This window comes from Phyllobacterium sp. TAF24 (assembly GCF_052113785.1).
Lineage (GTDB): Bacteria > Pseudomonadota > Alphaproteobacteria > Rhizobiales > Rhizobiaceae > Phyllobacterium.
This window is the reverse complement of sequence record NZ_JBFRDN010000026.1, coordinates 1-26,222: the sequence shown is the minus strand read 5'-3', so window position 1 is coordinate 26,222 and position 26,222 is coordinate 1. Positions and strand designations below refer to the sequence as shown.

26 protein-coding genes and 1 riboswitch are annotated in these 26,222 nt (G+C 56.9%); of the genes, 17 read left to right on the top strand and 9 right to left on the bottom strand.

The features are described from left to right. Positions 1-17 precede the first annotated feature (17 nt). Entirely contained in the window at positions 18-1,019 is a 1,002-nt protein-coding gene (locus AB4Y96_RS19800; RefSeq protein WP_091877717.1) for an ABC transporter substrate-binding protein, read from the bottom strand. 240 nt (positions 1,020-1,259) lie between these two features. Here AB4Y96_RS19800 and AB4Y96_RS19795 point away from each other — a divergent pair, with 240 nt between their 5' ends. From AB4Y96_RS19795 to AB4Y96_RS19780, 4 genes are all read left to right on the top strand, one after another. Further along, positions 1,260-1,475 carry a hypothetical protein gene (locus AB4Y96_RS19795; protein WP_139210387.1) on the top strand — a complete coding sequence of 72 codons (216 nt, stop codon included), beginning with the start codon at positions 1,260-1,262 and terminating at the stop codon, positions 1,473-1,475. Next, on the top strand, positions 1,472-1,885 hold the full coding sequence (locus AB4Y96_RS19790) for a carboxymuconolactone decarboxylase family protein (RefSeq protein ID WP_091877716.1): 414 nt from the start codon (positions 1,472-1,474) through the stop codon (positions 1,883-1,885). Before AB4Y96_RS19795 ends, AB4Y96_RS19790 begins: the two co-directional genes overlap by 4 nt. A gap of 2 nt (positions 1,886-1,887) precedes the next feature. Further along, entirely contained in the window at positions 1,888-2,235 is a 348-nt protein-coding gene (locus AB4Y96_RS19785; RefSeq protein WP_139210385.1) for a hypothetical protein, read from the top strand. A gap of 219 nt (positions 2,236-2,454) precedes the next feature. Next, positions 2,455-2,592 carry a hypothetical protein gene (locus AB4Y96_RS19780; RefSeq protein ID WP_162700203.1) on the top strand — a complete coding sequence of 46 codons (138 nt, stop codon included), beginning with the start codon at positions 2,455-2,457 and terminating at the stop codon, positions 2,590-2,592. 320 nt (positions 2,593-2,912) lie between these two features. On the opposite strand, the gene mmsB is transcribed toward AB4Y96_RS19780, so the two are convergent. Continuing rightward, positions 2,913-3,803 carry a 3-hydroxyisobutyrate dehydrogenase gene (gene mmsB, locus AB4Y96_RS19775; protein WP_441919339.1) on the bottom strand — a complete coding sequence of 297 codons (891 nt, stop codon included), beginning with the start codon at positions 3,801-3,803 and terminating at the stop codon, positions 2,913-2,915. Positions 3,804-3,843: 40 nt separating this feature from the next. Next, complete coding sequence (locus AB4Y96_RS19770; RefSeq protein ID WP_441919395.1) at positions 3,844-4,998, bottom strand: isobutyryl-CoA dehydrogenase; 1,155 nt, start codon at positions 4,996-4,998, stop codon at positions 3,844-3,846. Positions 4,999-5,128: 130 nt separating this feature from the next. On the opposite strand from AB4Y96_RS19770, the gene AB4Y96_RS19765 reads away from it, so the two are divergent. The 6 genes from AB4Y96_RS19765 (at position 5,129) to AB4Y96_RS19740 (ending at position 13,778) form a co-directional block, all read left to right on the top strand. Beyond that, the gene (locus AB4Y96_RS19765) at positions 5,129-6,592 is read left to right on the top strand and encodes a cobyric acid synthase (protein WP_441919337.1); all 1,464 of its coding nucleotides are present in this window, start codon (positions 5,129-5,131) and stop codon (positions 6,590-6,592) included. Positions 6,593-6,961: 369 nt separating this feature from the next. After that, positions 6,962-7,195: riboswitch (cobalamin riboswitch) on the top strand. A 158-nt stretch (positions 7,196-7,353) separates the two neighbouring features. Next, positions 7,354-7,878, top strand: coding sequence for a bifunctional adenosylcobinamide kinase/adenosylcobinamide-phosphate guanylyltransferase (cobU, locus tag AB4Y96_RS19760; protein ID WP_441919336.1), 525 nt, complete (start codon positions 7,354-7,356; stop codon positions 7,876-7,878). 4 nt (positions 7,879-7,882) lie between these two features. Further along, complete coding sequence (gene cobW, locus AB4Y96_RS19755) at positions 7,883-8,935, top strand: cobalamin biosynthesis protein CobW (protein WP_441919334.1); 1,053 nt, start codon at positions 7,883-7,885, stop codon at positions 8,933-8,935. 18 nt (positions 8,936-8,953) lie between these two features. After that, the gene (gene cobN / locus AB4Y96_RS19750; protein ID WP_441919332.1) at positions 8,954-12,685 is read left to right on the top strand and encodes a cobaltochelatase subunit CobN; all 3,732 of its coding nucleotides are present in this window, start codon (positions 8,954-8,956) and stop codon (positions 12,683-12,685) included. Between the two features lie 26 nt (positions 12,686-12,711). Further along, positions 12,712-13,350 (top strand): cob(I)yrinic acid a,c-diamide adenosyltransferase, encoded by a 639-nt coding sequence (cobO, locus tag AB4Y96_RS19745; RefSeq protein ID WP_091877709.1) that lies wholly within the window; start codon positions 12,712-12,714, stop codon positions 13,348-13,350. Further along, positions 13,350-13,778: an EamA family transporter gene (locus AB4Y96_RS19740; protein WP_441919331.1), complete on the top strand. Its 429-nt coding sequence runs from the start codon at positions 13,350-13,352 to the stop codon at positions 13,776-13,778. The genes cobO and AB4Y96_RS19740 overlap by 1 nt, the downstream gene beginning before the upstream one ends. On the opposite strand, the gene AB4Y96_RS19735 is transcribed toward AB4Y96_RS19740, so the two are convergent. Next, entirely contained in the window at positions 13,775-14,563 is a 789-nt protein-coding gene (locus AB4Y96_RS19735; RefSeq protein WP_441919330.1) for a TSUP family transporter, read from the bottom strand. The genes AB4Y96_RS19740 and AB4Y96_RS19735 overlap by 4 nt on opposite strands. 174 nt (positions 14,564-14,737) lie before the next feature. On the opposite strand from AB4Y96_RS19735, the gene AB4Y96_RS19730 reads away from it, so the two are divergent. From AB4Y96_RS19730 to cobM, 3 genes are read left to right on the top strand one after another with little or no spacing between them, the layout of a single operon-like run. Beyond that, positions 14,738-15,166, top strand: coding sequence for a TerB family tellurite resistance protein (locus AB4Y96_RS19730; protein WP_112527383.1), 429 nt, complete (start codon positions 14,738-14,740; stop codon positions 15,164-15,166). Continuing rightward, a complete protein-coding gene (locus AB4Y96_RS19725) occupies positions 15,166-15,558 on the top strand; it encodes a cobalamin biosynthesis protein (protein ID WP_441919328.1) in 393 nt (130 codons plus the stop codon). The genes AB4Y96_RS19730 and AB4Y96_RS19725 overlap by 1 nt, the downstream gene beginning before the upstream one ends. 4 nt (positions 15,559-15,562) lie before the next feature. Next, positions 15,563-16,324 (top strand): precorrin-4 C(11)-methyltransferase, encoded by a 762-nt coding sequence (cobM, locus tag AB4Y96_RS19720; protein ID WP_441919326.1) that lies wholly within the window; start codon positions 15,563-15,565, stop codon positions 16,322-16,324. 228 nt (positions 16,325-16,552) lie between these two features. Here cobM and AB4Y96_RS19715 read toward each other — a convergent pair whose 3' ends face one another. Both AB4Y96_RS19715 and AB4Y96_RS19710 read right to left on the bottom strand, forming a co-directional pair. Further along, positions 16,553-17,299, bottom strand: coding sequence for a cobalt-precorrin-6A reductase (locus tag AB4Y96_RS19715; RefSeq protein ID WP_441919324.1), 747 nt, complete (start codon positions 17,297-17,299; stop codon positions 16,553-16,555). Next, positions 17,286-18,401 (bottom strand): cobalt-precorrin-5B (C(1))-methyltransferase, encoded by a 1,116-nt coding sequence (locus AB4Y96_RS19710; RefSeq protein ID WP_441919394.1) that lies wholly within the window; start codon positions 18,399-18,401, stop codon positions 17,286-17,288. Before AB4Y96_RS19710 ends, AB4Y96_RS19715 begins: the two co-directional genes overlap by 14 nt. A 110-nt stretch (positions 18,402-18,511) precedes the next feature. Between AB4Y96_RS19710 and cobA the strand changes: the two genes are divergently transcribed. The 4 genes from cobA to cbiB are packed head-to-tail and all read left to right on the top strand — an operon-like array spanning position 18,512 to position 22,663. Further along, positions 18,512-19,351 carry a uroporphyrinogen-III C-methyltransferase gene (gene cobA, locus AB4Y96_RS19705; protein WP_441919322.1) on the top strand — a complete coding sequence of 280 codons (840 nt, stop codon included), beginning with the start codon at positions 18,512-18,514 and terminating at the stop codon, positions 19,349-19,351. Further along, the gene (locus tag AB4Y96_RS19700; RefSeq protein WP_441919320.1) at positions 19,348-20,646 is read left to right on the top strand and encodes a cobyrinate a,c-diamide synthase; all 1,299 of its coding nucleotides are present in this window, start codon (positions 19,348-19,350) and stop codon (positions 20,644-20,646) included. The genes cobA and AB4Y96_RS19700 overlap by 4 nt, the downstream gene beginning before the upstream one ends. Next, positions 20,646-21,656 (top strand): threonine-phosphate decarboxylase CobD, encoded by a 1,011-nt coding sequence (gene cobD / locus AB4Y96_RS19695; RefSeq protein WP_441919392.1) that lies wholly within the window; start codon positions 20,646-20,648, stop codon positions 21,654-21,656. The genes AB4Y96_RS19700 and cobD overlap by 1 nt, the downstream gene beginning before the upstream one ends. A gap of 29 nt (positions 21,657-21,685) precedes the next feature. Further along, on the top strand, positions 21,686-22,663 hold the full coding sequence (cbiB, locus tag AB4Y96_RS19690) for an adenosylcobinamide-phosphate synthase CbiB (RefSeq protein WP_441919318.1): 978 nt from the start codon (positions 21,686-21,688) through the stop codon (positions 22,661-22,663). Here cbiB and AB4Y96_RS19685 read toward each other — a convergent pair. From AB4Y96_RS19685 to AB4Y96_RS19675, 3 genes are read right to left on the bottom strand one after another with little or no spacing between them, the layout of a single operon-like run. Further along, a complete protein-coding gene (locus AB4Y96_RS19685) occupies positions 22,660-24,288 on the bottom strand; it encodes an ABC transporter ATP-binding protein (RefSeq protein WP_441919317.1) in 1,629 nt (542 codons plus the stop codon). The two genes, cbiB and AB4Y96_RS19685, sit on opposite strands and share 4 nt — an antisense overlap. Beyond that, on the bottom strand, positions 24,285-25,142 hold the full coding sequence (locus tag AB4Y96_RS19680; protein WP_441919315.1) for an ABC transporter permease: 858 nt from the start codon (positions 25,140-25,142) through the stop codon (positions 24,285-24,287). Before AB4Y96_RS19680 ends, AB4Y96_RS19685 begins: the two co-directional genes overlap by 4 nt. Then, positions 25,139-26,086, bottom strand: a complete 948-nt coding sequence (locus tag AB4Y96_RS19675) for an ABC transporter permease (protein ID WP_441919313.1) — start codon at positions 26,084-26,086, stop codon at positions 25,139-25,141. The genes AB4Y96_RS19680 and AB4Y96_RS19675 overlap by 4 nt, the downstream gene beginning before the upstream one ends. Between the last annotated feature and the right edge of the window lie 136 nt (positions 26,087-26,222).

The window sequence follows — 26,222 nt, the reverse complement described above, 5'->3', positions numbered from 1 at the left end:
CGCATCAATTCAGTTGGTTATTGAACGGCTGCCTTGATCTTTGCAGCGGCTTCCGGAGAAACCCATTTTGACCAGGTGGCTTCGTTGTTCTTCAGGTAATATTTTGCACCATCTTCACCGGTGGCCTGATTGTCGACCATCCAGGCGAGAAGCGCGTTGAACTCGACCGTGGAGAGCTGACGCTTCTTCAAATAGTCGAACGCGGGTCCAGCCCTGTCAGAAAATTTCGTGGTGACGATCGTGTAGATGTCGGATTTTGCCCAGCCATTCGGCTTTGGATCAGGACAATCGGCGATGGTGGTGCAGCGCTGCCATTCCTTTTCATCAAATGGCACGCCATTGTCGAGTTTAACCATGGGATATTTGCCGAGAATGGCTGTTGGACCCCAGTAATAGCCGAGCCATGGCTCCTTGCGCTCGTAAGCTTTCGCAATAGAGCCGTCGAGGCCAGCGGCAGAACCCGTGTCAACAAGGGTGAAGCCGTGTTTGTCGCCTTCATAGGCCTTGTAAAAATTCGTTGTTGTGATCTGGCAGGCCCAGCCTGACGGACAGTTGTAAACCGCACCCTTCTTCGGATCTTCAGGTGAGGGGAAAAGCTCCGGATGCTTCATGGCATCGGCGATTGTTTTGATGTCAGGATGCGCATCAGCGAAATATTTGGGTATCCACCAGCTTTCCGTGCCGCCTTCCGTAATGGCAGGTGCAGCATAGACAAGCTTCTTTTCCTTGACTGCCTTTTCGAGCGGTTCACGCACCGAATTGAGCCAGCCTTCCGGCGCGACATCCGGTTGTCCCTTTTCGATCATTGATGTGAAGGTTGGAACGGTGTCGCCAGCGACCAGTTCCGCATCGCAGCCATAGCCCTCGGTGAGCACAAGCTTGTCCAGATTGGCCAAGGCTTCAGCAGACGGCCAGTTCATATTCGCGATGGTAACGGAACCACATTCTGCTGCCGAAGCGGCTCCGGCAAAGCCGAAAAACCCTGCGGCCAATAAAGTTGAAGCAAGTAGCTTCTTCATAGGTTTAGTCTCCCACTCGTTTTGACAGTTCGTTCACCCGGTACGAATCTAACTTGGCACTGCCTTTTGCCCAGCTGTCCGTTTGTGTGCCATTTGGCATCCTTATCGCGTCAGAATGCAATGGTTTCGTTCAATTAATGCGGTATATCGCGACAGCACCTGTCGATATAACGACGCCGGGAAATCAATTGTGAAGGTGGATGTCACAATGTTCATACGGCTAGTGTAACAAGCCAGTTCATGAAAGATCAACGCTTTAGGCGATTTTTCTTCACCATTTCATTTACCGTTGGGCGTATTTTCCCGATTTTTCTGGTTCTAAGCGGCGGATTTTCCTGTGCAAGAATTCCAATGGACTTTTTCGTTCTGGCGGGCTCAATCTGGGGTCTGGGCCTCTTCTGCCCGTTATTTCCGGGCGTATTTCCCAAGGCTCAAGAGCGCGAGAAAGCACGATGACTGACCAAACCATTGTTCCGATGATTGAGTATGAACAGGCTGATGAGGCGGTGCGTGCTGTGTATGATGACATCATGAAAACGCGCGGCACCGACTGGGTCAACAATTTCTGGAAAGTGCTGGCGAATGATCCAAAGCTTCTCAAACGGACATGGGAGAGTCTGCGGGAGGTGATGGCACCCGGGGCGCTCGATCCGCTGGTCAAAGAGATGATCTATATCGCGGTTTCCGCCACCAATAATTGCGACTATTGCAGTTGGTCGCATACGGCCTCTGCCCGCGCCAAGGGCATGACCGATCCGCAATTGATGGAACTTCTGGCGGTTGTCGGCATGGCCAATGAAACCAATCGGCTCGCCAATGGTTTAAAACCACCTGTCGATGCTGCGTTCAAACCCAAAAGGCCTTAAAGATGAAATCTCCCGTTAAAAGCCGTGCTCCTGTCCATGACCTGCAAATGGCGTCGATGGTGATCGCCATGCGCCTGCCCATGATGATGATGGAGGGGTTGACGGAAAAGTCCGCCAAAACAGAGTCAACGCGGGCGGTGTCCGAAAAAATGGCCGCGATGACCGATGGCGTTGTGGCAGCGCAGATATCAGTGATGAACTCGGCGGCAACATTCTGGCTTGATGTGTGGAGCGGCAAGTCACCGGCGGCTATCGCACAGGCGACCGTCGATAAAGCGACAAAAGCGGCACTCCATCCCGGACGGAAAACGCTGCGGGCCAATTACAAGCGTCTGGTGGCCAAAAGCTGAAATAAGGCTGCTTTATCAGCGCCATCGTTGATTTTGCTGCTGTTTTAGTCAGAGTGCCCGTAATTGTGGCAGTAGAGGTGTGGTTTCAGCATAGCAGCCATGCATATTTGCATGATCGGTTGCTGTAAATGCGACATGCCATGGCGAAAAAACGTGATCAAACTTTAAGCAAAAAGCGCATTTGAGCGGCAACAAACGTTTTTACCATCAGGTGCTCAAATGCTTTACATCTTCAATCGCAACAACCGCGTCCACATTGCATGGAATGCTACGGAAAAGCGCAATGCGCCATCCAGCAATCTGAAGAGCGGCATCGCCTCCGCAGTGTCCTTTATCTGGACTCGTTCGGCTGGCTGATTTCTGACACGTCAGAAAGTTTCGAGAACCGCTGCCTCCTCGGAGGTGGCGGTTTTTCTTTGCCTGATTTTGCTGAAGACCCAAATCAAAAACCGCCCTGTCCGTCAAGGAGCAGTGCGGTTTTTTGCCAAATTACGCATGGCATTCTGCCGTACAATACGCTGGCAGAAATTACAGCTCCGGTACGCAATACCTATCCGGAGCATGGGGCAGGGTCTTGTCTGCTCCATGCAAAGTTTTAACCGGACATCGTTACCGCGAGGTTAGCGAGAGCTTAAGCAAATCTAAATTTCGGAAATTTCCCGACTTTTCTTTGCCTGTCAGTCTTCACGCGTGGCGTCGCGCAGATAATTGATGATGCCGGAGAAATCCGAACCTTCGTTTCCGGCGGCGCCAAATTGAGCATAAATMTCTTCCGCATGCTGGCCGAGCGGTGTCGCAGCACCGACACTTCTTGCGGCTTCCTGCGAAAGCCTCAAATCCTTCAGCATCAGCGCAGCGGCAAAGCCCGGTTTGTAGCTGTTATTGGCAGGGGATGTCGGCACAGGGCCGGGGACCGGGCAATAGGTGGTCAGTGACCAGCACTGGCCCGAGGAGGTGGAGGCAACATCGAACAATGCCTGATGCGACAGGCCAAGCTTTTCGGCCAGCGTGAAGGCTTCGCTGACGCCGATCATGGAAATGCCCAGAATCATGTTGTTGCAGATCTTGGCCGCCTGACCGGCACCCGGTTCGCCGCAATGGACGATACGGCCAGCCATAGGCTGGAGAACAGGCTCGGCAGCGGCAAAGGCATCACCGGAACCACCGGCCATGAATGTCAGCGTTCCCGCCGCTGCGCCACCAATACCGCCGGAAACCGGGGCATCAACTGAAAGCAATCCGCTTTCGCCGGCTATGGCATGGGCTTTGCGAGCCGAATCCACATCGATTGTCGAGGAATCGATGAACAATGCGCCCTTTTTGGCCTTTCCAGCGATTTCCGCATAGACGGAGAGGACGTGTTTTCCTGCTGGCAACATGGTGATGACGACATCGGCATCGGCAATGGCTGCAACTGCGCTTGGCGCGATGGTGACGCCATTGGCTTTGGCGGCTTCAAGATTTTCCGGCAGAAGATCAAAACCCAGCACCGTGTGCCCGGCCTTGACCAGATTGGCGGCCATGGGGTTGCCCATATGGCCAAGACCGATAAAAGCGACAGTCGTCATCGCGGTATTCTCCCTGATATTGTTATGTGAAAAGCGTGGTTCAGCGGCCCATCATGGAGCGGGATATGATGACCCGCATGATTTCATTGGTGCCTTCGAGAATCTGATGAACGCGCAGGTCACGCACCAGCTTTTCCACGCCGTAATCGTGCAGATAACCATAGCCGCCATGGATTTGCAGCGCATCATTGGCAACATTGAAGCCGGTATCGGTGACAAAGCGTTTGGCCATGGCAGACCATTTGGAGGCATCATGCGCCTTGCGGTCAAGCTTTGACGCCGCCGTGTATAGCAGGACGCGCGCCGCCGAGAGTTCCGTTTCCATGTCGGCCAGCTTGAATTGCAGTGCCTGAAACTGGTTGATCGCCTTGCCGAACGCCTTACGCTCCGACGCATAGGTTACTGCCTTGTCGAGTGCCGACTGAGCGCCGCCAAGTGAGCAGGCGGCAATATTGAGGCGTCCGCCATCAAGGCCGCCCATGGCGATCTTGAAGCCGTCGCCTTCCGCGCCCAGCAGGTTTGCCACCGGCACGCGGCAATTGTCGAAAATCACCTGCCGGGTGGATTGGGCGTTCCAGCCCATCTTGTGTTCATTGGCACCGAAGGAAAGACCGGGTGCATCCTTCGGAATGATCAGCGTCGAGATGCCCTTCGGGCCGTCCTCGCCGGTGCGCACCATGGTGATATAAAGGTCCGTATCACCCGCGCCTGAAATGAACTGTTTTGCACCGTTCAGCACATAATGGTCGCCATCGCGCACCGCGCGGGTTTTAAGTGCGGCGGCATCCGAGCCGGAATTCGGTTCGGTCAGGCAATAGCTCGCCAGCCACTCCATTGAGGTCAAATGCGGCACAAAGCGTTGGCGCTGTTCGTCATTGCCGTAGAGATCGATCATCCATGTCGCCATGTTGTGGATCGAGATGAAGGCCGAAAAAGCCGGGCAGGCGGCTGATAGCGCTTCGAAGATCAGCACTGCATCGAGCCGTTTCAGCCCAGACCCGCCAAACTCTTCCTTCACATAGATGCCGCCCATGCCGAGCGGGCCGGTTTCCCGGATTACATCCGCTGGAAAGTGCTTGTCGCGGTCCCAGGCAAGCGCGTTGGGTGCAACGCGGTCCGCCGCAAAGGCGCGGGCCATGTCCTGAATTGCCAGCTGATCCTCATTGAGTTCGAACTGGCTGGACGCCGTATCCACGAGCGCATCCATGATAACCTCCCTGTATTCCTCTTGGCCGCAGTTTATCCCAAGCGCAGGGCCGCGCAACGACAGAGATGCGTTTTGACGGGGGCTAGGAAGAGAAAGACATATCCGCTACTCAAAGCCCATGACACACGCAATCATGTTGCAGGGAACAGGGTCAGATGTTGGGAAATCCGTCCTGGTGGCCGGACTTTGCCGGCTTGCGCGCAATCGTGGATTAAAAGTTCGGCCATTCAAACCGCAGAATATGTCGAATAATGCCGCTGTCAGTGATGATGGCGGCGAGATTGGCCGGGCGCAATGGTTGCAGGCCGTCGCCTGTGGTGTGCCCTCATCGGTGCATATGAATCCCGTGCTTTTGAAACCGCAATCGGAAACCGGCAGCCAGATCATCGTGCAGGGCAAAGTCTGGGGACAGGCCAAAGGGCGTGACTATCAGAAGTTCAAGGCGCAGCTGCTCGATGCTGTTATGGCATCATGGGATATTGTATGTGAGGGCGCTGATCTTGTGATCGTCGAGGGGGCGGGTTCGCCAGCGGAAATTAACCTCAGGGCAGGTGATATCGCCAATATGGGCTTTGCCACCCGCGCCAATGTGCCTGTCCTGCTGGTGGGTGATATCGACCGGGGCGGGGTGATTGCTTCCATCGTCGGGACCCATGCGATCCTGCAACCGGAAGACCGAGATATGATCATCGGCTATCTCATCAACAAGTTTCGCGGTGATGTCTCGCTGTTTGATGACGGGTTGAAAGCCATCACTGAGTTCACCGGCTGGCCTTCTTTCGGCGTCGTGCCGTGGCTGAAGGATGCGGCGCGGTTGCCGGCGGAAGATTCGGTTGTGCTGGAACGTCTGGTGAAAGGCGAGGGCCGGGCGCTCAAGGTCGCGGTGCCGGTGCTTGATCGCATCGCCAATTTTGACGATCTCGATCCGCTGATGGCCGAGCCGCAGGTGGATGTGGTGATGGTGCGCAGCGGCGAGCGGCTGCCGTCCGATGCCGGGCTGGTGATTATTCCCGGTTCAAAATCCACAATCAGCGATTTGCTGCGGTTTCGCGAAAATGGCTGGGACAGGGATCTCGACCTGCACCGGCGGCGCGGCGGTCATATCATCGGCATTTGTGGCGGTTTCCAGATGCTCGGGCGCACGGTACGCGACCCCGATGGCATCGAGGGCAGCGTGACGGAAACCCAAGGGCTCGGGCATCTCGATATCGATACGGTGATGGAACCCGAGAAAACCGTGCGCAATGTCGATGCGCATTCGCTGCAGTTCGATCTGCCGCTGAGTGGTTATGAAATTCATCTGGGCCGGACGACGGGCCCTGATTGTTCCAATCCCGTTGCCCGTATCAATGGTGTGAATGACGGAGCGATATCCAAGGACGGCAAGGTGTTCGGCACCTATCTGCACGGGCTTTTCGGCGCGGATCAGTTTCGTGCGGCGCTGTTGGGGTCGATGGGTATCGCTGCTGACGAGTTTGACTATCGGGCTGGCGTGGATGCCGCGTTGGATAGTATTGCGGGGCAGTTGGAAGAGCTGATTGATATCGATGCGTTGCTTGCATATGCTGCAGGCAGATATTGATGTTTATCCGCCGCATAGGCACCCCCCTCTGTCCTGTCGGACATCTCAGATCAGCCTTCAAAACCATCTTGCACAATCTGCAACACTTCCGGTTGTGCAAAGGCGTTAATGTCAATGTGATCTCCCCCCTTGTGGGGGAGATGCCCGACAAGGGCAGAGGGGGGTGAACGCCGCCGGTTCGTGGTTCGACAAGCTCACCATGAGGGAGTGAGGAGCGTGCAGGGAGTCAAGCTCCGCAACATGGCAAAATAAAACTCCCTTGCATCACCCCTGTCCCTCATGGTGAGCTTGTCGAACCACAAACCACACCCCCACCACTCCCTTACCAAACAACACACATTCAATTGACATTTCTCGTGGGGGATGAATAACGTCCAACCCATGATTGGTTCCCATATTGGTCGAAGGCCAAGGGATCAAAAGGGAATGCGACGGCCGTACCCTGAAGGGCGGTCCCACCGCAGCCGACCCCGCGACTGTAGAGCGGCGAGGATCAATGCAAAGCCTGACGCATATGCAGAGGGCAGCCACTGGGAAACCGGGAAGGCGGCATTGCTTCGACGACCCGTGAGCCAGGAGACCTGCCAGTCATAGAGTGTTTTTCCAGGAAGCACTTAAGGGTAATCCTGCCCAAGAATTGAAGAGTAATGTCTCTTCAGGCCCAGCACGGAGGTTGTTATGGCTGCTCATATGACGCATTCGCTTGTTTTCCCGCCCGCATTCCCTTTGATGGATGGATCGTTGCGGTTGCAATAGCGGCGATGCCTCAACTCAATTCCGGTGTGACTTTCATTCTCGGCGGTGCCCGCTCGGGCAAATCCAGCTTTGCCGAAGGCCTGATCAAGGCGTCGGGCCTTGATGCGATCTATGTCGCAACGGGCAGGGCGTGGGATGAGGAAATGTCTATACGCATTGACCTGCACAAAAAGCAGCGCGGTCCACTATGGCGCACCATAGAAGAGCCGCTTGATCTGCTGGATACCGTGCAAGGGGTGGCTGGCGAGGGCAAGGCGGTTCTTGTCGATTGCCTGACGCTCTGGCTCACCAATCTGATGATGGATGAGCGCAACATCACCGCCGAGACGCGGCAGCTTGTCGAAGCGCTGCCGAAACTTCCGGGTTCGATTGTTCTGGTTTCGAACGAAGTGGGTCTCGGCATCGTTCCGGAGAACCGCATGGCGCGCGATTTTCGCGACCATGCCGGACGTCTCCATCAGGCCGTGGCGCAAGCTGCGGCAACAGTCTATTTCGTGGCAGCCGGGCTGCCGCTCACAATGAAGGGATAGGAATATGCAGGGTCAGAAGATTCCAGCAACAGTCATCACCGGTTTTCTCGGTTCGGGAAAAACCACGATGATCCGCAATCTGCTTGAGAACGCCAATGGCAAGCGCATTGCGCTTATCATCAATGAGTTCGGCGATCTGGGTGTCGATGGCGGTCTGCTCAAGGGCTGCGGTATTGAAGCATGTCGCGATGAAGACGTGATCGAACTGAACAATGGCTGCATCTGCTGCACCGTGGCGGATGATTTCATCCCGACCATGACCAAATTGCTCGATCGTCCTGATCGCTTTGATCATATCGTCATTGAAACATCGGGTCTCGCTTTGCCGCAGCCTCTGGTTGCAGCGTTCAATTGGCCGGAGATCAAGACACAGGTGACGGTTGACGGTGTTGTCACCGTCATCGACGCCTCTGCCGTATCGGAAGGCCGGTTTGCCGATGATCATGACAAGGTTGATGCCCAGCGCATTCAGGATGAAGCGCTTGATCATGACAGCCCGTTGGAAGAACTGTTCGAAGACCAGATTCGCGCTGCCGACCTGATTGTGCTCAACAAGACGGACCTCATCAGTGACAAGCAGCTTGACGGCGTGCGCAGCGATGTACAGAGCCGTTCGTCGCGCTCGCTYAACATGGTTTCGGCCAGTTTTGGCAAGCTCAGCAATGAGCTGCTGCTGGGGCTTGGCGTTGGCACTGAACAGGACATTGCCAACCGCAAATCGCACCATGAAATGGAACATGAGGCGGGTGAAGAGCATGACCACGATGAGTTTGAGAGCTTTGTCGTTGGTCTTGGCCCGGTTGCGGAACCAAAGAGCTTTGTTGAAAAGCTGAAGACCGTTATTGCCGATCACGACATTCTGCGCCTGAAAGGTTTTGCCGATGTTCCCGGCAAGCCCATGCGTCTGGTGGTGCAGGCTGTCGGTACACGCATCGAGCATTACTTTGACCGTGCGTGGAATCCGGGCGAAGAGCGCCAGACGCGTCTCGTCGTTATCGGTCTGCATGATATCGACAATGATGCCATTACATCCGCTGTCACTGCTGCGGCCGTTTAACTGAGGCTGGAAAACTGAATGCATCTCCTGCTTGCCCAGAAAGGCACTATTGCCGAAGGGACCGAGGCTATCGACCTTGGCCAGACGCCGGGAGATGTGTTGTTTCTTTCTGCCGCTGATACGGAACTCGCGAGCCTTGCCTCCGCGCGGCGGCAGGGCGATGGCACGGTGTCGCTGCGTCTTGCCAATATGATGAGCCTGTCGCACCCGATGTCCGTCGACGCCTATGTGGAGCGGACGGCACGCCATGCGAAGTTGATCGTGGTCAGGGTTATCGGCGGCGAAAGCTATTGGCCTTATGGTCTGGAAGCCCTGCATGCCTGCGCCGTCAATCACAAGGTGCAGCTTGCGGTGCTGCCGGGGGATGACAAGCCCGATCCGGGGCTCGACCGGTTTTCAACCATTGCCCGGCATGATCGCGATGCGCTCTGGCATTATCTGCTGGAAGGCGGAGCGCAGAATGCGCAGCGTTTCCTTGATTATTGCGCAGCACTGATTAACGCAGGTGAAAAGCCGCAGGAAGCCGCACCCCTGCTGAAAGCCGGGTTGTGGTGGCCGGGGAAACCAGCGCCTTCGCTGGAAGAAATGCGCAGGAGTTGGCAGGACGGTGCGCCAGTTGTCGCGATCTGTTTCTACCGAGCGCTGGTGCAAAGTGGGCAGACGCAGCCGGTTGAAGCACTGCTGGAAGCATTGCGCGCCAAAGGCCTCAATCCCCTGCCGGTGTTTGTTTCCAGCCTGAAAGACCCGGTTTCCATTGCAACGCTGGAAAGCATTTTCGGGCAAGCGCCACCAGCGGTGGTGCTGAATGCCACGGGCTTTGCTGTGTCCGCTCCGGGTTCTACGCGTAAGCCAACCGTGCTTGAGCATGATGGTGCGATGGTCCTGCAGGTTATCTTCTCCGGCTCCAGTGCCGAGCAGTGGCGTCTGTCCGATCAGGGCCTATCGGCGCGTGATCTGGCGATGAATGTCGCCTTGCCTGAAGTGGATGGCCGGGTTCTTTCGCGTGCGGTTTCGTTCAAGTCGGCACAGCATTTCGACGAGGCTGTAGAGGCCAATATCGTCATGCACGAGCCGCAGGCCGACCGCGTGGCATTTGTGGCTGAGCTGGCATTCAACTGGGCGCGTCTGCGTGAAAGCAAGCCGCAGGAGCGGCGCGTTGCGCTTGTCATGGCGAACTATCCCAATCGGGATGGGCGGCTGGGCAACGGTGTCGGCCTTGATACGCCTGCGGGCACATGGCAGGTGCTGAAATCCCTGCGGGATGCGGGCTATGGTGTCGCCGGTCTGCCAGATAATGGCGAGGCGCTGATCAATCATTTGATGGCGGGTCCCACCAACGCGGCCAGCGATGGGCGCGATATTCGCGAGACGATTTCGCTCAATCAATACAAGAACTTCTTTGACGCGCTTCCCGATGTGATTCAAGCGAATGTGACGGCGCGCTGGGGCGAGCCAAAGGACGATCCATTTTTCCTTGATAGCGCGCGCGGCTTTGCGCTGCCACTGAGCCGGTTTGGTGATGTCCTCGTCGGTATCCAGCCAGCGCGCGGCTACAATATCGATCCGAAGGACACCTACCATTCGCCGGATCTGGTGCCGCCACATGGCTATCTCGCCTTCTATGCTTATCTGCGCACCGTCTATGATGCCCATGCGATCGTGCATGTCGGCAAGCATGGCAATCTCGAATGGCTGCCGGGCAAATCGCTGGCGCTGTCGGAAACCTGTTTTCCCGAGGCGGTGCTTGGGCCTGTGCCGCATATCTACCCGTTCATCGTCAATGATCCGGGTGAGGGCACGCAGGCAAAACGCCGTTCCTCTGCCGTCATCATCGATCATCTGACGCCGCCGCTGACGCGGGCGGAAAGCTATGGCCCGCTGAAAGACCTTGAAGCGCTGGTCGATGAATATTATGAGGCATCGGGCGTTGATCCACGCCGTCTCGTGCGGCTCAAGGTGCAAATCCTGCATCTGGTCAGGGATATCGGTCTTGATAGCGATGCGGGTATTCATGATCATGACCCTGATGATCTCGCCCTGCAAAAGCTTGATGCTTATCTTTGCGATTTGAAAGAAATGCAGATTCGCGACGGCCTGCACATTTTTGGTCTGTCGCCAGAAGGGCGCTTGTTGACTGATCTGGTGGTTGCACTGGCGCGCGTACCGCGCGGTTCGGGCGTTGGCCCCGACCAGAGCTTGCAACGTGCCATTGCTGGCGATCTCGGTTTTGCCGGTTTCGATCCGCTGGATTGTGATATGGCGGCACCGTGGACTGCGGAACGGCCGGATATTCTTGATACGGTCACCGACGAGCCTTGGCGTATTGCGGGCGACACCGTTGAGCGTATTGAATTGCTGGCGGCAAAGCTGGTGGCCGGTGAAACCATTTGTCCGGACGTATGGCAGGCGACCCAAGCGGTTCTCGAAGGCATTCGCGCGAATCTGCATCCGGCTGTCATAGCTTGCGGAGAGGCTGAGATGACCGGGCTGATGACGGCGCTTTCCGGGCGCTTTGTAGCGCCGGGTCCATCTGGCGCGCCGACCCGTGGCCGTCCTGATGTCCTGCCGACAGGACGAAACTTCTTTTCCGTTGATAGCCGCGCTGTGCCGACTCCCGCTGCATGGGAGCTTGGACAGAAATCCGCTGAACTTCTGATTCGCCGCTACACGCAGGATCACGGCGAGTGGCCGACATCGCTTGGGCTCACCGCATGGGGCACCTCGAACATGCGCACCGGCGGCGATGATATCGCGCAGGCCTTGGCGCTGATTGGCGTCAAACCCGTCTGGGATATGGCGTCACGGCGCGTCACCGGCTACGAAATTATTCCACCTGCCATGCTGGGGCGTCCGCGTGTGGATGTGACTTTGCGTATTTCAGGCTTTTTCCGTGATGCCTTTCCGGACCAGATTGCGCTGTTCGACAAGGCGGTGCGTGCTGTTGGCGCTTTGCAGGAAGATGCGGAGGACAATCCCATTGCCAAGCGCATGCGGGATGAACAGGCACGGCTTATGGCCGAAGGTGCTGATGAAAAGACCGCCCGGCAAAGAGCTGGCTTTCGCGTGTTTGGTTCGAAGCCCGGTGCTTACGGCGCAGGATTGCAGGCGCTGATTGACGAAAAAGCATGGGACAAGCGCGACGACCTTGCCGAGGCTTGGCTGGTCTGGGGCGGCTATGCCTATGGCGCCGGTGAAGAGGGCAAAGCGGAGCGCGGGCTGCTGGAGGAGCGTTTGCGCACCGTTGAAGCGGTGGTGCAAAATCAGGACAATCGTGAGCACGATCTGCTCGACTCCGACGATTATTACCAGTTCGAGGGCGGTATGTCGGCGGCGGTTGAACAGCTTTCCGGTGAGCGCCCGACCATTTATCACAATGATCATTCACGCCCTGAAAAGCCCGTTATCCGCACGCTTGAGGAAGAGATCGGGCGCACGGTGCGCGGCCGCGTCACCAATCCGAAATGGATCGCCGGTGTGATGCGCCATGGCTATAAGGGTGCTTTCGAGATGGCGGCAACGGTCGACTATCTCTTCGCCTTTGCGGCAACGACGGGCGCCGTGCGCAACCATCATTTTGAAGCTGTCTATCAGGCGTTTCTGATGGATGATGGTGTGCGGGCGTTCCTGAAAGACAAGAACCCGCATGCCCTGCGCGACATCGCGGAAAAGCTTGAAGAGGCCGTAGAGCGCGGCTTCTGGGTGCCGCGTTCCAACTCGGCGCGATTTGAACTCGGCAAGCTTGCCGCCTGAGACAATGATTCGGAAGGAAACGCCAAATGGCTGAAAAATCAGAGAAATTGTTGAACCTGACCGAAGAGGAAGTCAATGCGCGGCACGCCGACAAGATGCGCAAGAAGAAGGTGGTGCGCGACAAGATCCTTGCCACCAAAACAGATGAAAAAGGTCTTGTTATCGTCAATACCGGTAAGGGCAAGGGCAAGTCGACGGCGGGTTTCGGCGTCGTGTTCCGGGCGCTTGGTCACGGCATGAAGATTGGCGTTATCCAGTTCGTCAAGGGTTCATGGGATACGGGCGAACGCTGGGTTCTGGAAAAGTTTCCGGAGCAGGTGACGATCTCGGCCATGGGCGAGGGCTTTACCTGGGAAACACAGGACCGCGCCCGCGATATCGCCATGGCCAGAGATGCATGGGAACAGGCCAAGACCATGATCCTTGATGATAAAACGGACATTGTCCTGTGCGATGAATTGAACATCGCACTGCGCTATGACTACCTGCCTGTTGAGGAAATCATCGAGGTGCTCAAGCAGAAACCCCATATGAAGCACGTGATCATAACAGGGCGAAATGCCAAGGACGAACTTATTGAGTTCGCCGACCTTGTCACAGAGATGGAAATGATCAAGCATCCGTTCCGTTCCGGTATCAAAGCGCAGAAGGGCATTGAATTCTGATGACAAGCAACTGGCAATTCTGGGCACTGCTGTCGGCCATGTTTGCGGCTCTGACAGCCATTTTTGCCAAGGTGGGCATCGAGAACATCAATTCGGATTTTGCCACGCTGATCCGCACCTTTGTTATCATCGGCGCGCTTTGCCTGTTTCTGACCGTCAGCGGCCAGTGGCAGAGCCCCTCGACCATTTCGGCGAAAACATGGACATTCCTGATCCTGTCAGGGCTGGCAACAGGGGCTTCATGGCTTGCCTATTTTCGAGCCCTGAAGATTGGCGATGCGGCGCGTGTTGCGCCGATCGACAAGCTTTCGGTTGTGATGGTGGCCATCTTCGGTGTGGCTTTTCTTGGCGAAAAGCTCTCAGGGCTCAACTGGTTTGGTGTGCTGCTGATAGCAGCGGGCGTTATCCTGCTCAGCTTCAGGTTTTAGAGGGTTGCAATCCACACCCGGATTGGGTTGCTGGGGTCGAGCAGCAGTTTGGTCGCCAGAGCCAGACAGACGATAATCAACAACGGTTTGATGATTTTTGCGCCGTTCTTCATGGCCATGGCGGCACCGACGCGCGCGCCGAGGAACTGGGCAACGCCCATGCACAGGCCAATCTTCCAGTTGATCACGCCTAGATAGGCGAACGTAGCAAAGCCGCCAAGATTGGAAGCAAGGTTGAGAAGCTTTGTGTGCGCTGTTGCCTTGAGCAGTCCATAGCCTGCCAGCGAAACGAAGCACAGCATGAAAAATGAGCCGGTGCCGGGGCCGAACAGGCCGTCATAAAAGCCGATCAGCGGAACAATTGTCACGCCGAACAGGAAGGGCGCCATGCGCCTGCTGCGGTCGATATCGCCCATATTGGGCTTCAGGGCAAAATAGAGCGCGATGGCAATAAGCAGGACAGGCAAAAAGGCGCGCAGCAAATCGCCCGGGAGGAAGCCCGCAAGCAAAGCACCACCGACACCGCCAAGGCAGGACATAAGCGCCGAAGGAAGCTGTGATTTCAGATGCACATGCCCCTTTTGCGCATAGGCGATGGTGGCGGAGGCTGACCCGAACAGCGATTGCAGTTTGTTGGTGCCGAGTGATTCCACTGGCGACATGCCCGATAGCAGCAGCGCCGGGACGGTGATCAAACCGCCACCGCCGGCAATTGAATCGATAAAGCCTGCGGCAAAGCCAGCAATGATGAGAATGTAAGGGATATTGTCGAAGAAGGCGGACATGGCGGGAGACTCTTGCAAGAATGCGCCGGACCATAGAGACAAATTCCATTTTGGCGAGAACATTTGCGCGCTCTGTCAATTCACTTGTGCGAATCGCGTTCTGGTGTGTTGTTTGCGCACTTGAATTCAATGGTTGAGACTGCGATCAATCGCGGGAACACAGTTGGGGGTACAATGAGCGAAAGCATTTTTGATCGCATCACCGCATTTCTCGGCAGCAAGAGCGCGGTGCAGAAGGTGGCCGATGATCCGGTTCTGACAGCGGAACTGCTGCTCCTGTTGCATGTGGCGCTGGCTGACGGCAAAACAGAGAAATCGGAATATGCTGCTATCCTGCGCATTGCTTCCACTGATTTCGGCATTTCGCCGGATGAGTTCAGCGAAGTTGCCGAATATCTCAAGGATTTTGGCTATGAAACGTCGAGCGAACAGGCGGCGCTGGCTTTTGCGGACGTGCCCTTTGAGCGCAAGGTGATGCTCCTGCGCCATCTTCTCGCCATCGCCAATGCGGACGATGATCTTGATCCCAAGGAAGCCAATCTCATCCGCCGGACGGCGGACCTGCTCGGCGTGACGCCGGAAGAGCTGCACAAGTCCCATTGATGTCAGACATTGGTTACATGCTTGGCGTGGGCTGCGAGCGGGGATGCGATCCGCAGGAGCTTTTGGCCCTTGCCGAGACTGTTTTGAAAGCGGCCGGGATAAATTCTGACGATCTATCAGGTATCTATTCGATAGACGCGCGTGCTGGCGAGACAGCTATCATTCAGCTGGCCGAGCGATGGGGTTTGCCCTTCCTCTGCTTTGACGCTGCAACGCTGGAGGAGCAAACGCCACGGCTTGCCAACCCGTCGCAGCGTGTATTCGAGCTGACAGGCAGTCATGGTATAGCAGAAGCCGCTGCACTCACTGCCGCTGGCCCGGCTGGTGAATTGGTGATCGGCAAGACGAAGTCTGCCCATGCAACAGCTGCATTGGCGGCAAGAAAGACGTAAGACAATGACCGTTCATTTCATTGGCGCCGGTCCCGGCGCGCCCGATCTTATCACCGTGCGCGGTCTGAAACTGATCCAGTCCTGCCCGGTGTGTCTTTATGCGGGCTCGCTAGTACCGCCCGAGATGGTTGCCGAAGTGCCTGAGGGTGCGCGGGTTGTCGATACGTCCTCATTGACGCTCGACGAGATCATTGCCGAGTTTGAACGGGCGCACGCGGAAGGCAAGGATGTGGCGCGGGTTCATTCCGGCGATCCCTCGATCTATGGCGCTGTCGCCGAGCAAATGCGGCGGCTTGATGCGCTTGGCATTGAATATGATGTGACGCCGGGTGTTCCAGCCTTTGCGGCGGCTGCCGCAGCGCTGAAAAAGGAATTGACGGTTCCCGAGGTCTGCCAGACCATTGTTCTCACGCGCACCTCAATGAAATCATCAGCCATGCCGGAGGGTGAGGATCTGGCAACGCTCGGTAGATCCGGCGCAACGCTGGTCATTCATCTTTCCATCCGCAATCTGACGAAAATCGAGACTGAGCTGACGCCGCTTTATGGTGCCGATTGTCCTGTGATCGTGGCTTACCGGGTTGGCTGGCCGGACGAGCAATTCATCCATGGAACGCTTGCCAATATTGCGGGCAAGGTGAAGGATTCGGGCCTGACCCGCTCTGCGATGATCTTTGTCGGCAAGGGCCTGTCAGCCGATGCGTTTCGCGATTCCGCGCTTTATCACAAGGATCACAGCCACACACTGCGCTCACGGTCTGAGTGAGGGAGTAGGTGCGGGTTGTTTTGGCGTGGGTGGGGGCGTGGTTCGTGGTTCGACAAGCTCACCATGAGGGAGAGGGGTGATGAAGGGGAGCCAAGTTCTGCAACTTTTGTGAATTGCGATCTCTACAGTCTTTGCGATTAGCGTTGCATCCACCCATCTCCCTCATGGTGAGCTTGTCGAACCGCGAACCATCAACCTCGAACGACCCACCCAGCATACTCAGCCAACTTACCCCAACATCTCCACCACAAAACGCAGCACACTGTCCGTATCAGGCAAAGCATGAGCACCGGGGCGATGTGGCCGTTCAATCATGATAACGGGTAGGCCAAGCTCCCGCGCTGCGGATATTTTTGCATAGGATGCGGCGCCACCGGAATTGCGGCAGATAATATGCGTCAGCCGTTTGCGGGTGAGAAACGCGGCTTCCTCGTCCTTTTTGCCCGGCTTGGACAATTCCAGTTCAAAATCGAAGAGGTCCAAGGGTGTTTCCGGCGGATCGATCATCCGCACGACAAAAAACACATCCCGCCGTTTGGAGAAGGGGGCGATGTGCTGGCGGCCGAGCGCCAGTAATATCCGCGCCTTGGAGGGAGCAGCGGCAACGGCCTCTTCCAGTGTCGCTACGCTGATCCAGATATCACCGGGCTTGCGCCGCCAGTCGGGCCGCTCCAAACGGACAAAAGGAATGCCGGTGACATCAGCCGCCGCAATGGCATTGTCGGAGATTTGCGTGGCGAAGGGGTGTGTGGCATCGACCAGCAGCGCGATATTTTCCCTGCGCAGATAATCGGCAAGGCCCTCAGCGCCGCCAAAGCCGCCGGTGCGTACTTCGCCCTCAATTTTCGCGGGATTGCTGGTGCGGCCCGCCAGTGACGAGATTGTGCGATAACCCAAGGCGACAAGCGCGGCGGCCAGTTTCGCCGCTTCAGCTGTTCCACCAAGAATGAGAATCGGATGGTCAGAGGCGGGCAAGGATCGTCCCTTTGCGGTCAGTCACGATCATTTCCACCTCCACAGGCGCGCCTTTAAGCGTTGCCAGCGCCACCGCCTTGGCTTTCTCGGCAATGGATTTCGGCAGGTCGATGCCCAAACCCAGAGTCATTTCAAGCACTTCCTGCGCGGTATTGGCATTCAGAATCTGGTCCCTCATATTCTGGTCGAATCCAAGCTTTTCCGCTTCATTGGCCAAAAATTCCATACTCACCTGACTGCGCGCCGAATGCAGATCAAGCGCACCTTGTGCAAGCTTGGTCAGTTTGGCAAAGCCACCAGCGATGGTCAGCTTGTCGATGGGATGCACCCGCAGATATTTCAGAAGGCCACCGGCAAAATCGCCCATATCCAGAAGCGCGATTTCAGGCAGATCATAAATGGCCTGTGCCGCATCTTCCGAGGTCGAACCCGTCGCTGCCAGCACATGGGTGAGGCCCGCTGCACGGGAAACATCAATGCCCCTGTGGATCGAGTGTATCCACGCGGCGCAGGAAAAGGGATGGACGACGCCTGTCGTGCCGAGAATGGAAATGCCGCCAACAATGCCAAGGCGCGGGTTCCAGGTTTGTTTGGCGAGTTCCTCGCCCTCAGGCACGGAGATCGTAATGACGAGATCGGCGGGCAGTTCATATTGCGCGCAGATTTCCTCGCAGATCGCTGTCATCATGGCGCGAGGTACAGGATTGATCGCTGCTTCCCCCGGCTGGATCGGCAGGCCGGGCAAGGTGACGGTCCCAACCCCGTCACCAGCGACAAACTGGATGCCACTGCCGGGAGCAGCGGGGTAAACGGTCGAGATGATGGTGGCGCCATGGGTAACGTCAGGGTCATCCCCGGCGTCCTTGACGATACCGGCTATGGCATAGCCATCGCCGATTGATTCGAGTGCCAGCGGAAAATGCGGCACTTCGCCCTTCGGCAGGATAATGGCAACGGGATCGGGAAATTCGCCAGTAATCAATGCAATCAACGCAGCTTTGGTTGCAGCCGTTGCACAGGCACCCGTGGTCCACCCCCGGCGCAGGGGCGTGGGGCTGGTATCATCGGGTTTCCGCATTCCGGCATCGGGTTCGTCGCTCATGCGCGTCTTATAGACCAGCTTGGGATAGAGTTGCATGATTTTTCCGATAAGTTCATGCTTGCAAGGCGAAAAATTATGCTATGCGCAAAACAGCAAATACGGGGAGCGCGATGAGCGCAGTGACAGCAAAATTGCCGAAGTTTGAAGCGGGCCATGTCTGGCTCGTCGGGGCTGGTCCGGGTGATCCCGGCCTTTTGACGCTGCATGCGGTCAATGCACTCGAGCAGGCAGATGTCATTGTCTATGACGCGCTGGTGAATGAGGAATGCCTTTCCTTTGCAAGGCCACACGCAGAGCGTGAATATGCGGGCAAGCGCGGCGGCAAGCCGTCGCCGCAGCAACGGGATATATCCTTGCGACTGGTGGAATTGGCCAAGGAAGGCAAACGGGTGCTGCGCCTGAAGGGCGGCGACCCTTTCGTGTTTGGACGTGGCGGCGAAGAGGCCCTGACATTGGTTGAACATGGGGTGCCCTTCCGGATCGTTCCGGGAATCACCGCTGGCATTGGGGGGCTTGCCTATGCGGGCATTCCGGTTACCCATCGCGAGACCAACCAGAGCGTGACCTTTCTGACCGGCCATGATGCAACAGGCCTGATCCCCGATACGATGGACTGGGCGAGTATTGCCAAGGGATCATCCGTCATCGTCATGTATATGGCGATGAAGCATATAGGCACGATTGCCGCCAAGCTGATTGCGGCGGGCCGCTCGAAAGATGAACCCATGGCTTTTGTCTGCAATGCCACGACGGGCGAACAAAAAGTGCTGGAAACGACGCTTGCTCAGGCCGAGCGCGATGTGGAGCAGGCGGGCTTGCGGCCACCGGCAATTGTGGTGATCGGCGAAGTGGTGCGGCTGCGCGCGGCGCTGGATTGGCTGGGCGCTCTGGATGGCCGGGAGCTGCAGGTTGATCCGCTCGGAACACGCCGCGAAAAGGATGCGGGATGAAAGGTTTTATCATCGCCGCACCATCCTCGGGCAGCGGCAAGACCACGGTGACATTGGGATTGCTGCGCGCACTGCGCGACCTTGGCGCCAAGATTGCGCCTGCCAAGGCTGGCCCTGATTATATCGACCCTGCCTATCATAGCGTTGCATCAGGTGTGCCATGCATCAATCTTGATCCATGGGCCATGCGGCCTGATCTGATCAGCGCTTTGGCGTCCCGCCATACGGAGGGTGGCAAGACGCTGGTTGTAGAAGGCATGATGGGGCTGTTTGACGGTGCGCTTGATGGTACGGGTTCGGCAGCTGATCTCGCCGTGCATCTCTCGCTACCGGTTATTCTGGTGCTGGATTGTGCCAAGCAATCCCATTCGATTGCTGCGCTTGTCAGCGGATTCAGGGATTTTCGCCGCAAGGTGATGATATCAGGGCTTATTCTCAACCGGGTTGGCAGCGCACGGCATGAGGCGATGTTGCGTGCAGCGCTGCAGCCTGTGGGTATCCCGATTCTCGGTGCCATTATGCGCGATGCGAAACTGCATTTGCCGGAGCGGCATCTCGGACTTGTTCAAGCGGGAGAACATGCGGACCTCGATGCTTTCATGGCTCATGCGGGCGCGGTGATGAGCACGCAGATTGATCTGGCGGCGCTTCAGCATATTGCGGGGCGTTTCGGCCCGGCGGAATCCATGGCCAATATTGCCCGTGTGCCGCCACTCGGCCAGCATGTTGCCGTTGCGCGTGACAATGCCTTTGCCTTTTCCTATGTGCATCTGCTCGACGGCTGGCGGCGGCGCGGTGCGCAGATCAGTTTCTTTTCACCGCTGAACGACGAAGCGCCAGCGGTGGGTAGTGACGCGGTCTATCTGCCGGGTGGTTATCCCGAACTTTATGCGGAACAATTGTCTGCCGCATCGAATTTTGCCGGAGGAATAAGGCAGGCGGCGGAACGCAGTATCCCTGTTTATGGCGAGTGCGGTGGTTACATGGTGCTGGGCGAAAGCATCGAAGATGCATCGGGGAAAACCCATGCCATGCTTGGGCTGCTGCCAGTGGAAACCAGCTTTGCCAAGCGCAAGCTGCATCTGGGCTATCGGCGGGTTGAACCGCTGGCGGCATCACCCTTCGCATTTCCGTTTAACGCCCATGAATTTCACTATGCCAGTATTGTCCGTGAGGGTAACGCCGAGCGCTTGTTCCGTGTTCGCGATGCGCTGGGTGAAGATCTTGGTGAGATGGGTCTGCGGGTTGGCTCTGTATCAGGTTCCTACATGCATATGATCGATATGGCCGGATGATGCAGATTGAGCATGGCGGCGCGCTTGATCGCGCCATAAGCCGCTTTGGCGGAACGCGCGAAAGTTGGATCGATCTTTCCACCGGCATCAACCCGGAGGCTTTTCCCCTACCGTCCATTGCTTCGGATGTGTGGAACCGCTTGCCCGATGAAAGCCTGCTCGCATCGGCGCTTGATGCGGCCCGCAGCTATTACGGTGTTGCTGATGAAGCAGCGATAACTGCCGCACCCGGCACGCAGGCCCTGATCCAGATCATGCCTGATCTGGTTGAGCGCGGTGAAGTGGCAATCGTGGGCCCGACCTATCAGGAGCACCAGTCAACTTTCGAACAGGCAGGTTGGAAAGTGACGTTGTGTGACAGTGTCGATGCTATTCCACAATCGGCGAAAGTAGCTGTCGTCGTTAATCCGAACAATCCCGATGGCCGTATTATTGCGAAAGATGCGCTGCTTCATCTTGCCGAGACGTTGCGCGTGCGCGGAGGGTTTTTGATTGTCGATGAAGCTTTTGCCGATCCACACCCTCAAATCAGTATCGCTGTCCATTGCGGTGGGGATGGATTGATCGCGCTCAAATCATTTGGCAAGTTTTTCGGGCTGGCTGGCTTGCGTCTTGGCTTTGCTCTGACTAGCCCCGCCATTGCAGCAAAACTGACAAGGCGGATGGGTCCATGGGCGGTATCAGGCCCCGCACTTGTCATCGCCAAACACCCGTTTACGGACAAGGGTGCTCTGCGTGTTTTCACGGACCGGCTGACGCATCGTCGTGGGTTGCTGAGTGCGGTTTTCACCAAGACAGGGCTGAAGGAAATCGGCGGTACTGATCTGTTTGCGCTGGTCGAGCACGAGCGTGCCCATGCGCTGTTTGAAGCGCTTTGCACCCAGCATGTATTGGTGCGGAAATTTGCCTATGCGCCGCATTGGTTGCGTTTTGGTCTGCCATTGGATGAGAATGACGCAGAGACTTTTCGGCAGCGTAGCCTTATAGCTCTGGACACTATCCGAAGCTGATATTTTGAATCAACGGGATCGAATCATCCATGGAAATCAACCTCTTGATTCTGTTTCTTGCCTTGCTCGCAGACCGTTATGTCGGCGACCCCGATTGGCTTTGGCAAAGAATCCCGCATCCCGTCGTGCTGTTCGGCAAGGCAATTTCCTTTATCGACAAGCGTTTCAACAAGGCTGGCAATACGGAGCAGGACAAGCGACGTGACGGCTTTTTCAGCATGCTTGCGCTGCTGCTTCTGGCGGCTGGTATTGGTGCGCTCATCCATTGGCTGCTGACGATGATCCCGCCATTTGGCGGTCTGATCGAAGCTTTGATCGTGGCGGTGTTTCTGGCGCAAAAGAGCCTTGGCGAGCATGTGGCGCGGGTGGCTGATGCCCTGCGCAATGACGGGTTGGTGGGCGCACGCCGTGCGGTATCGATGATCGTCGGGCGCGACCCACAGGTGCTTGACGAACCGGCGATTACACGCGCTGCGATTGAAAGCCTCGCTGAGAACACGTCTGACGGGATTATCGCACCGGCCTTCTGGTACGCACTGTTCGGCTTGCCGGGTCTTTTGGCCTATAAGATGCTGAACACGGCGGATTCGATGATCGGCCATCTCAATGACCGCCACCGCGATTTTGGCCGGTTTGCTGCCAGACTTGATGATGTTGCCAACTGGATTCCCGCGCGGTTGACGGGTCTGCTCATCGCTGCGGCCGCATGGATTCTACGGGGCGGCAAGGCGGCCAGCCGTTCGTTCAATGTGATGATGCGCGATGCGCGCCTGCATCGCTCGCCCAATGCGGGCTGGCCTGAGGCAGCCATGGCGGGGGCCATCGACGTTGCTCTTGCCGGTCCGCGTATCTATGGCGGTGTGATCGCCAACGAACCGATGCTCAATGGTGCAGGTCGCCGTGACGCGGGGGGGGAAGATATCGATGCGGCGCTGCGGGTTTACAGTGTTGCGACGGCGCTCTTCATGGTTGTTCTTTTGGTATTCTTTTTCCTCGGATTATTTTAGCCCTGTTCGCCGATACGGCGGGCGAGGGCCTTGTGCAAATCCGGTGATGCCTTCACCAATGCACGTCCTGCCTCGGATCGCGGGTGAAGCAGAATTTCATCGGTTTTGCCATGCTCAACAATCTTGCCTTCGGACATGACTATCACCGTGTCAGTAATCGCCCGCGCAACGGCGAGATCATGGGTGATGAACAGATAGGCGATGCCAAGCCGGTCATTCAGATCGGCGAAAAGGTCAAGGATCTGCGCGCGGATTGAAACATCAAGCGCCGAAACCGGCTCATCGGCGACGATGAGTTTTGGTTCGGTGATGATGGCCCGCGCGATGGCAAGCCGCTGGCGCTGACCGCCTGAGAATTCATGCGGATATTTGTCCTTATCAGCACGCGGAATGCCAACGCGTTCAAGTGCGCGGTCTACCCGGTCACGTTTTTCCTTTTCGCTCAGTTCCCGATCAATCAAAAACAATGGTTCGGAAACCAGCCGCTCGGCCTTGTGCCGGGGATTGAACGAGCCATAGGGGTCCTGGAAAACCACCTGCATATTCTGCCTGACCGGGCGTAGGTCGTTTTGTGTAAGCTCATCAATCCGGCGTCCAGCGAAATGGATTTGGCCCGATGTGGGCCGGTCAAGCGCAAGTACCATGCGGGCGAGGGTGGATTTACCGCAACCGGAACGGCCGACCAATGCCGTCGATTGTCCCGGCTTGATGTCAAAGCTGACATTATCAACCGCGGTGAATTCCGGATCACGGCCAAACAGACCAATACGTCGGCCCGGATAGGTGCGTGACAGATCACGGATAGCAAGCAAAGGCCCGTTATTGGCAGCGTGGTGCGGATGCTCAGGCGAACGCTCCGGCACATGCATGGAAGCCTGCGCGAGCTGGCGGGTATAGGGATGTGTCTGTTCGGTGAGGATTTGCGCGGTTTCGCCATTGTCCATCACCTCGCCATGCCGCAGCACGGTGATGGAGTGGGCCATGTCAGCGACAACAGCCAGATCATGGCTGATGAGCAGCAGGCCCATGCGTTCCTCATCGACAAGGCTTTGCAGAAGCTCGAGAATCTGCGCCTGCAGGACAACGTCAAGCGCGGTGGTGGGTTCATCGGCGATCAGCAAACGGGGTTTGAGTGCACAGGCGATGGCAATCACCACGCGCTGGCGCTGACCGCCGGAAAGTTCGTGCGGATAACGGCTGAGCGGAAACTTTGCAAAGGGCAGGCCGACGCGATCGAGAATGGCTCGGGTCTGCTCCTCGGCAATGGCGCGGGTTGCGCCGGTGTGCAGCCTTATGCCTTCCGCCACCTGCTCGCCAATTGTTTTGACCGGGTTGAGGGCAGTCATCGGCTCCTGAAACACCATGCCGATCTCATTGCCGCGCAGGCGGCACATATCGGCTTCGCTGGTAGCAAGCAGGTCCTTGCCGTCAAAACGGATTTGCCCTTGGGTTCGCGCCCCTGTTGGCAGCAGCTTCATGATGCTGAGCGCTGTCATGGATTTGCCCGAGCCGGATTCGCCGACAAGTGCGCGGATTTCACCCACATTGACAGAGAGATCGACGCCTTTCAGCGCTTCGAAGGCACCGATCCGCAGCGATAGCTTGCTGATTTCGAGGAGGTTCATGAGCGCTCCCGCCGCATTTTCGGGTCGAGAACGTCGCGCAGACCATCGCCAAGCAGATTGAGGCCAAGCACGGTGATGACGATGGCAAGGCCGGGGTAGAGTGCCATATGTGGTGCCAGGCCAATCATTGTCTGTGCTTCGAACAGCATCCGCCCCCAGCTTGGCATGGGTGGCTGGGAACCAAGCCCGACATAGGACAGGCCGGCCTCCGCCAGAATGCCAAGGGAAAACTGGATGGTGCCCTGCACGACAAGAATGTTCATCATGTTAGGCAGGATGTGCTCGACGGTGATGCGCGCACTGCCTTTACCTGAAGCTCTGGCCGCCAGAATATATTCACGCGGCCAAAGCGACAGCGCCGAGCCGCGCGCGACACGGGCGAACACCGGAATATTGAAAATGCCAATGGCAATGATGGCGTTGATAGCGCCCGGCCCGAACACGGCGGTGATCATCACGGCAGAAAGCAGCGCGGGAAAGGCAAAGACCAGATCATTGAAACGCATCAGTGCTTCATCGATGATACCGCCTCTTGCCGCTGCCCACAGGCCAAGCGGCACACCGATACCGGCACCGATGAGCACGGAAACCAAAGCAACGGCGATGGAATTGCGGCTGCCAACCATGATCATCGACAGGATATCGCGGCCGAAATGGTCAGTGCCGAGCCAATGGGCCGATGATGAGCCTTTCAGTTTGCCCAGAATGTCAAACGAACCGACGGCATAGGGCGTCCAAAAGAGCGAAACTATCGCCATCAAGAGAAGCAGGACGGTGATGATCAGGCCGATCACAAAAGAGCGGTTAGAAAATGCTTTCGAGATATTGGCTTGCCATTCGGTCGCTGCGCTCATGACCGGCCCCGCAGGCGCGGATCGACAAGCGCGTAGGAGAGGTCAACAAGCAGATTGACCAGAATGACCGTGGCCACCAGCAGCATGACCACGCCTTCAACCACGATCAGATCGCGCTGGGTGATGGCCTGAAACACCAGACGGCCAAGGCCGGGCAGGTAAAACACGTTCTCGATGATAATCGTACCGGCCAGCAGAAACGCAAATTGCAGGCCGAGAATGGTGAGGATGGGAATAAGCGCGTTACGCAGGGCATGGCGATAAAGCACCTTGCGGCGCGAAAGCCCTTTGGCGCGGGCGGTGCGGATATAGTCCTCGCCAAGCACATCAAGCAGGGCGGAGCGGGTAACACGGGCAAGAATAGCCGCCTGCGGCAGGCCAAGCGCGATGGAGGGCAGGATCAGCGATTTGAACCCGGCCCATAATCCGGCATTCCATCCGGGAAACCCGCCTGCAGGAACAAGCCGCAAGGTGACGGCGAAGACGTAGACCAAGAGCAGCGCGAACCAGAAATTGGGTATGGCAACGCCGATTTGCGCAATGCCCATTGTGCCGCTATCGGCAAGCGTACCACGCCGCGCGGCGGAAAACAGGCCGACCGGAATGGCAATGATGGTGGAGAGAAACAGCGAGATCAGCGCGAGGGGCAGGGAAACGGCGATACGTTCGGTGATGAGACTCAGAACTGGGACTGAATAGGTATAGGACTTGCCGAAGTCTCCAGTCAGCAGACCGCCGATCCAGCTGAAATAACGGGCGAGGAAGGGCTGATCGAGGCCCATCTGCTGTTGCAGCGCCTGAACAGCATCCTCCGTCGCATTCATGCCGAGCATCAGCCGTGCCGGATCACCGGGGACGATTTCGAGCATGATGAAAACGACGATTGAAGCGGCCAGCAGTGTGAGGATGCCGATCAGGACGCGCTTGGATATGTAGTTCAGCATATTGGGTGAGGGTTTGCACCCCCCTCTGTCCTGTCGGACATCTCCCCCACAAGGGGGGAGATCAGCCTACAATACCGTCTTTGCAAAATTTGAAACGTTGCAAGTTGTGATAAAGCGTTGATGCCAATGTGATCTC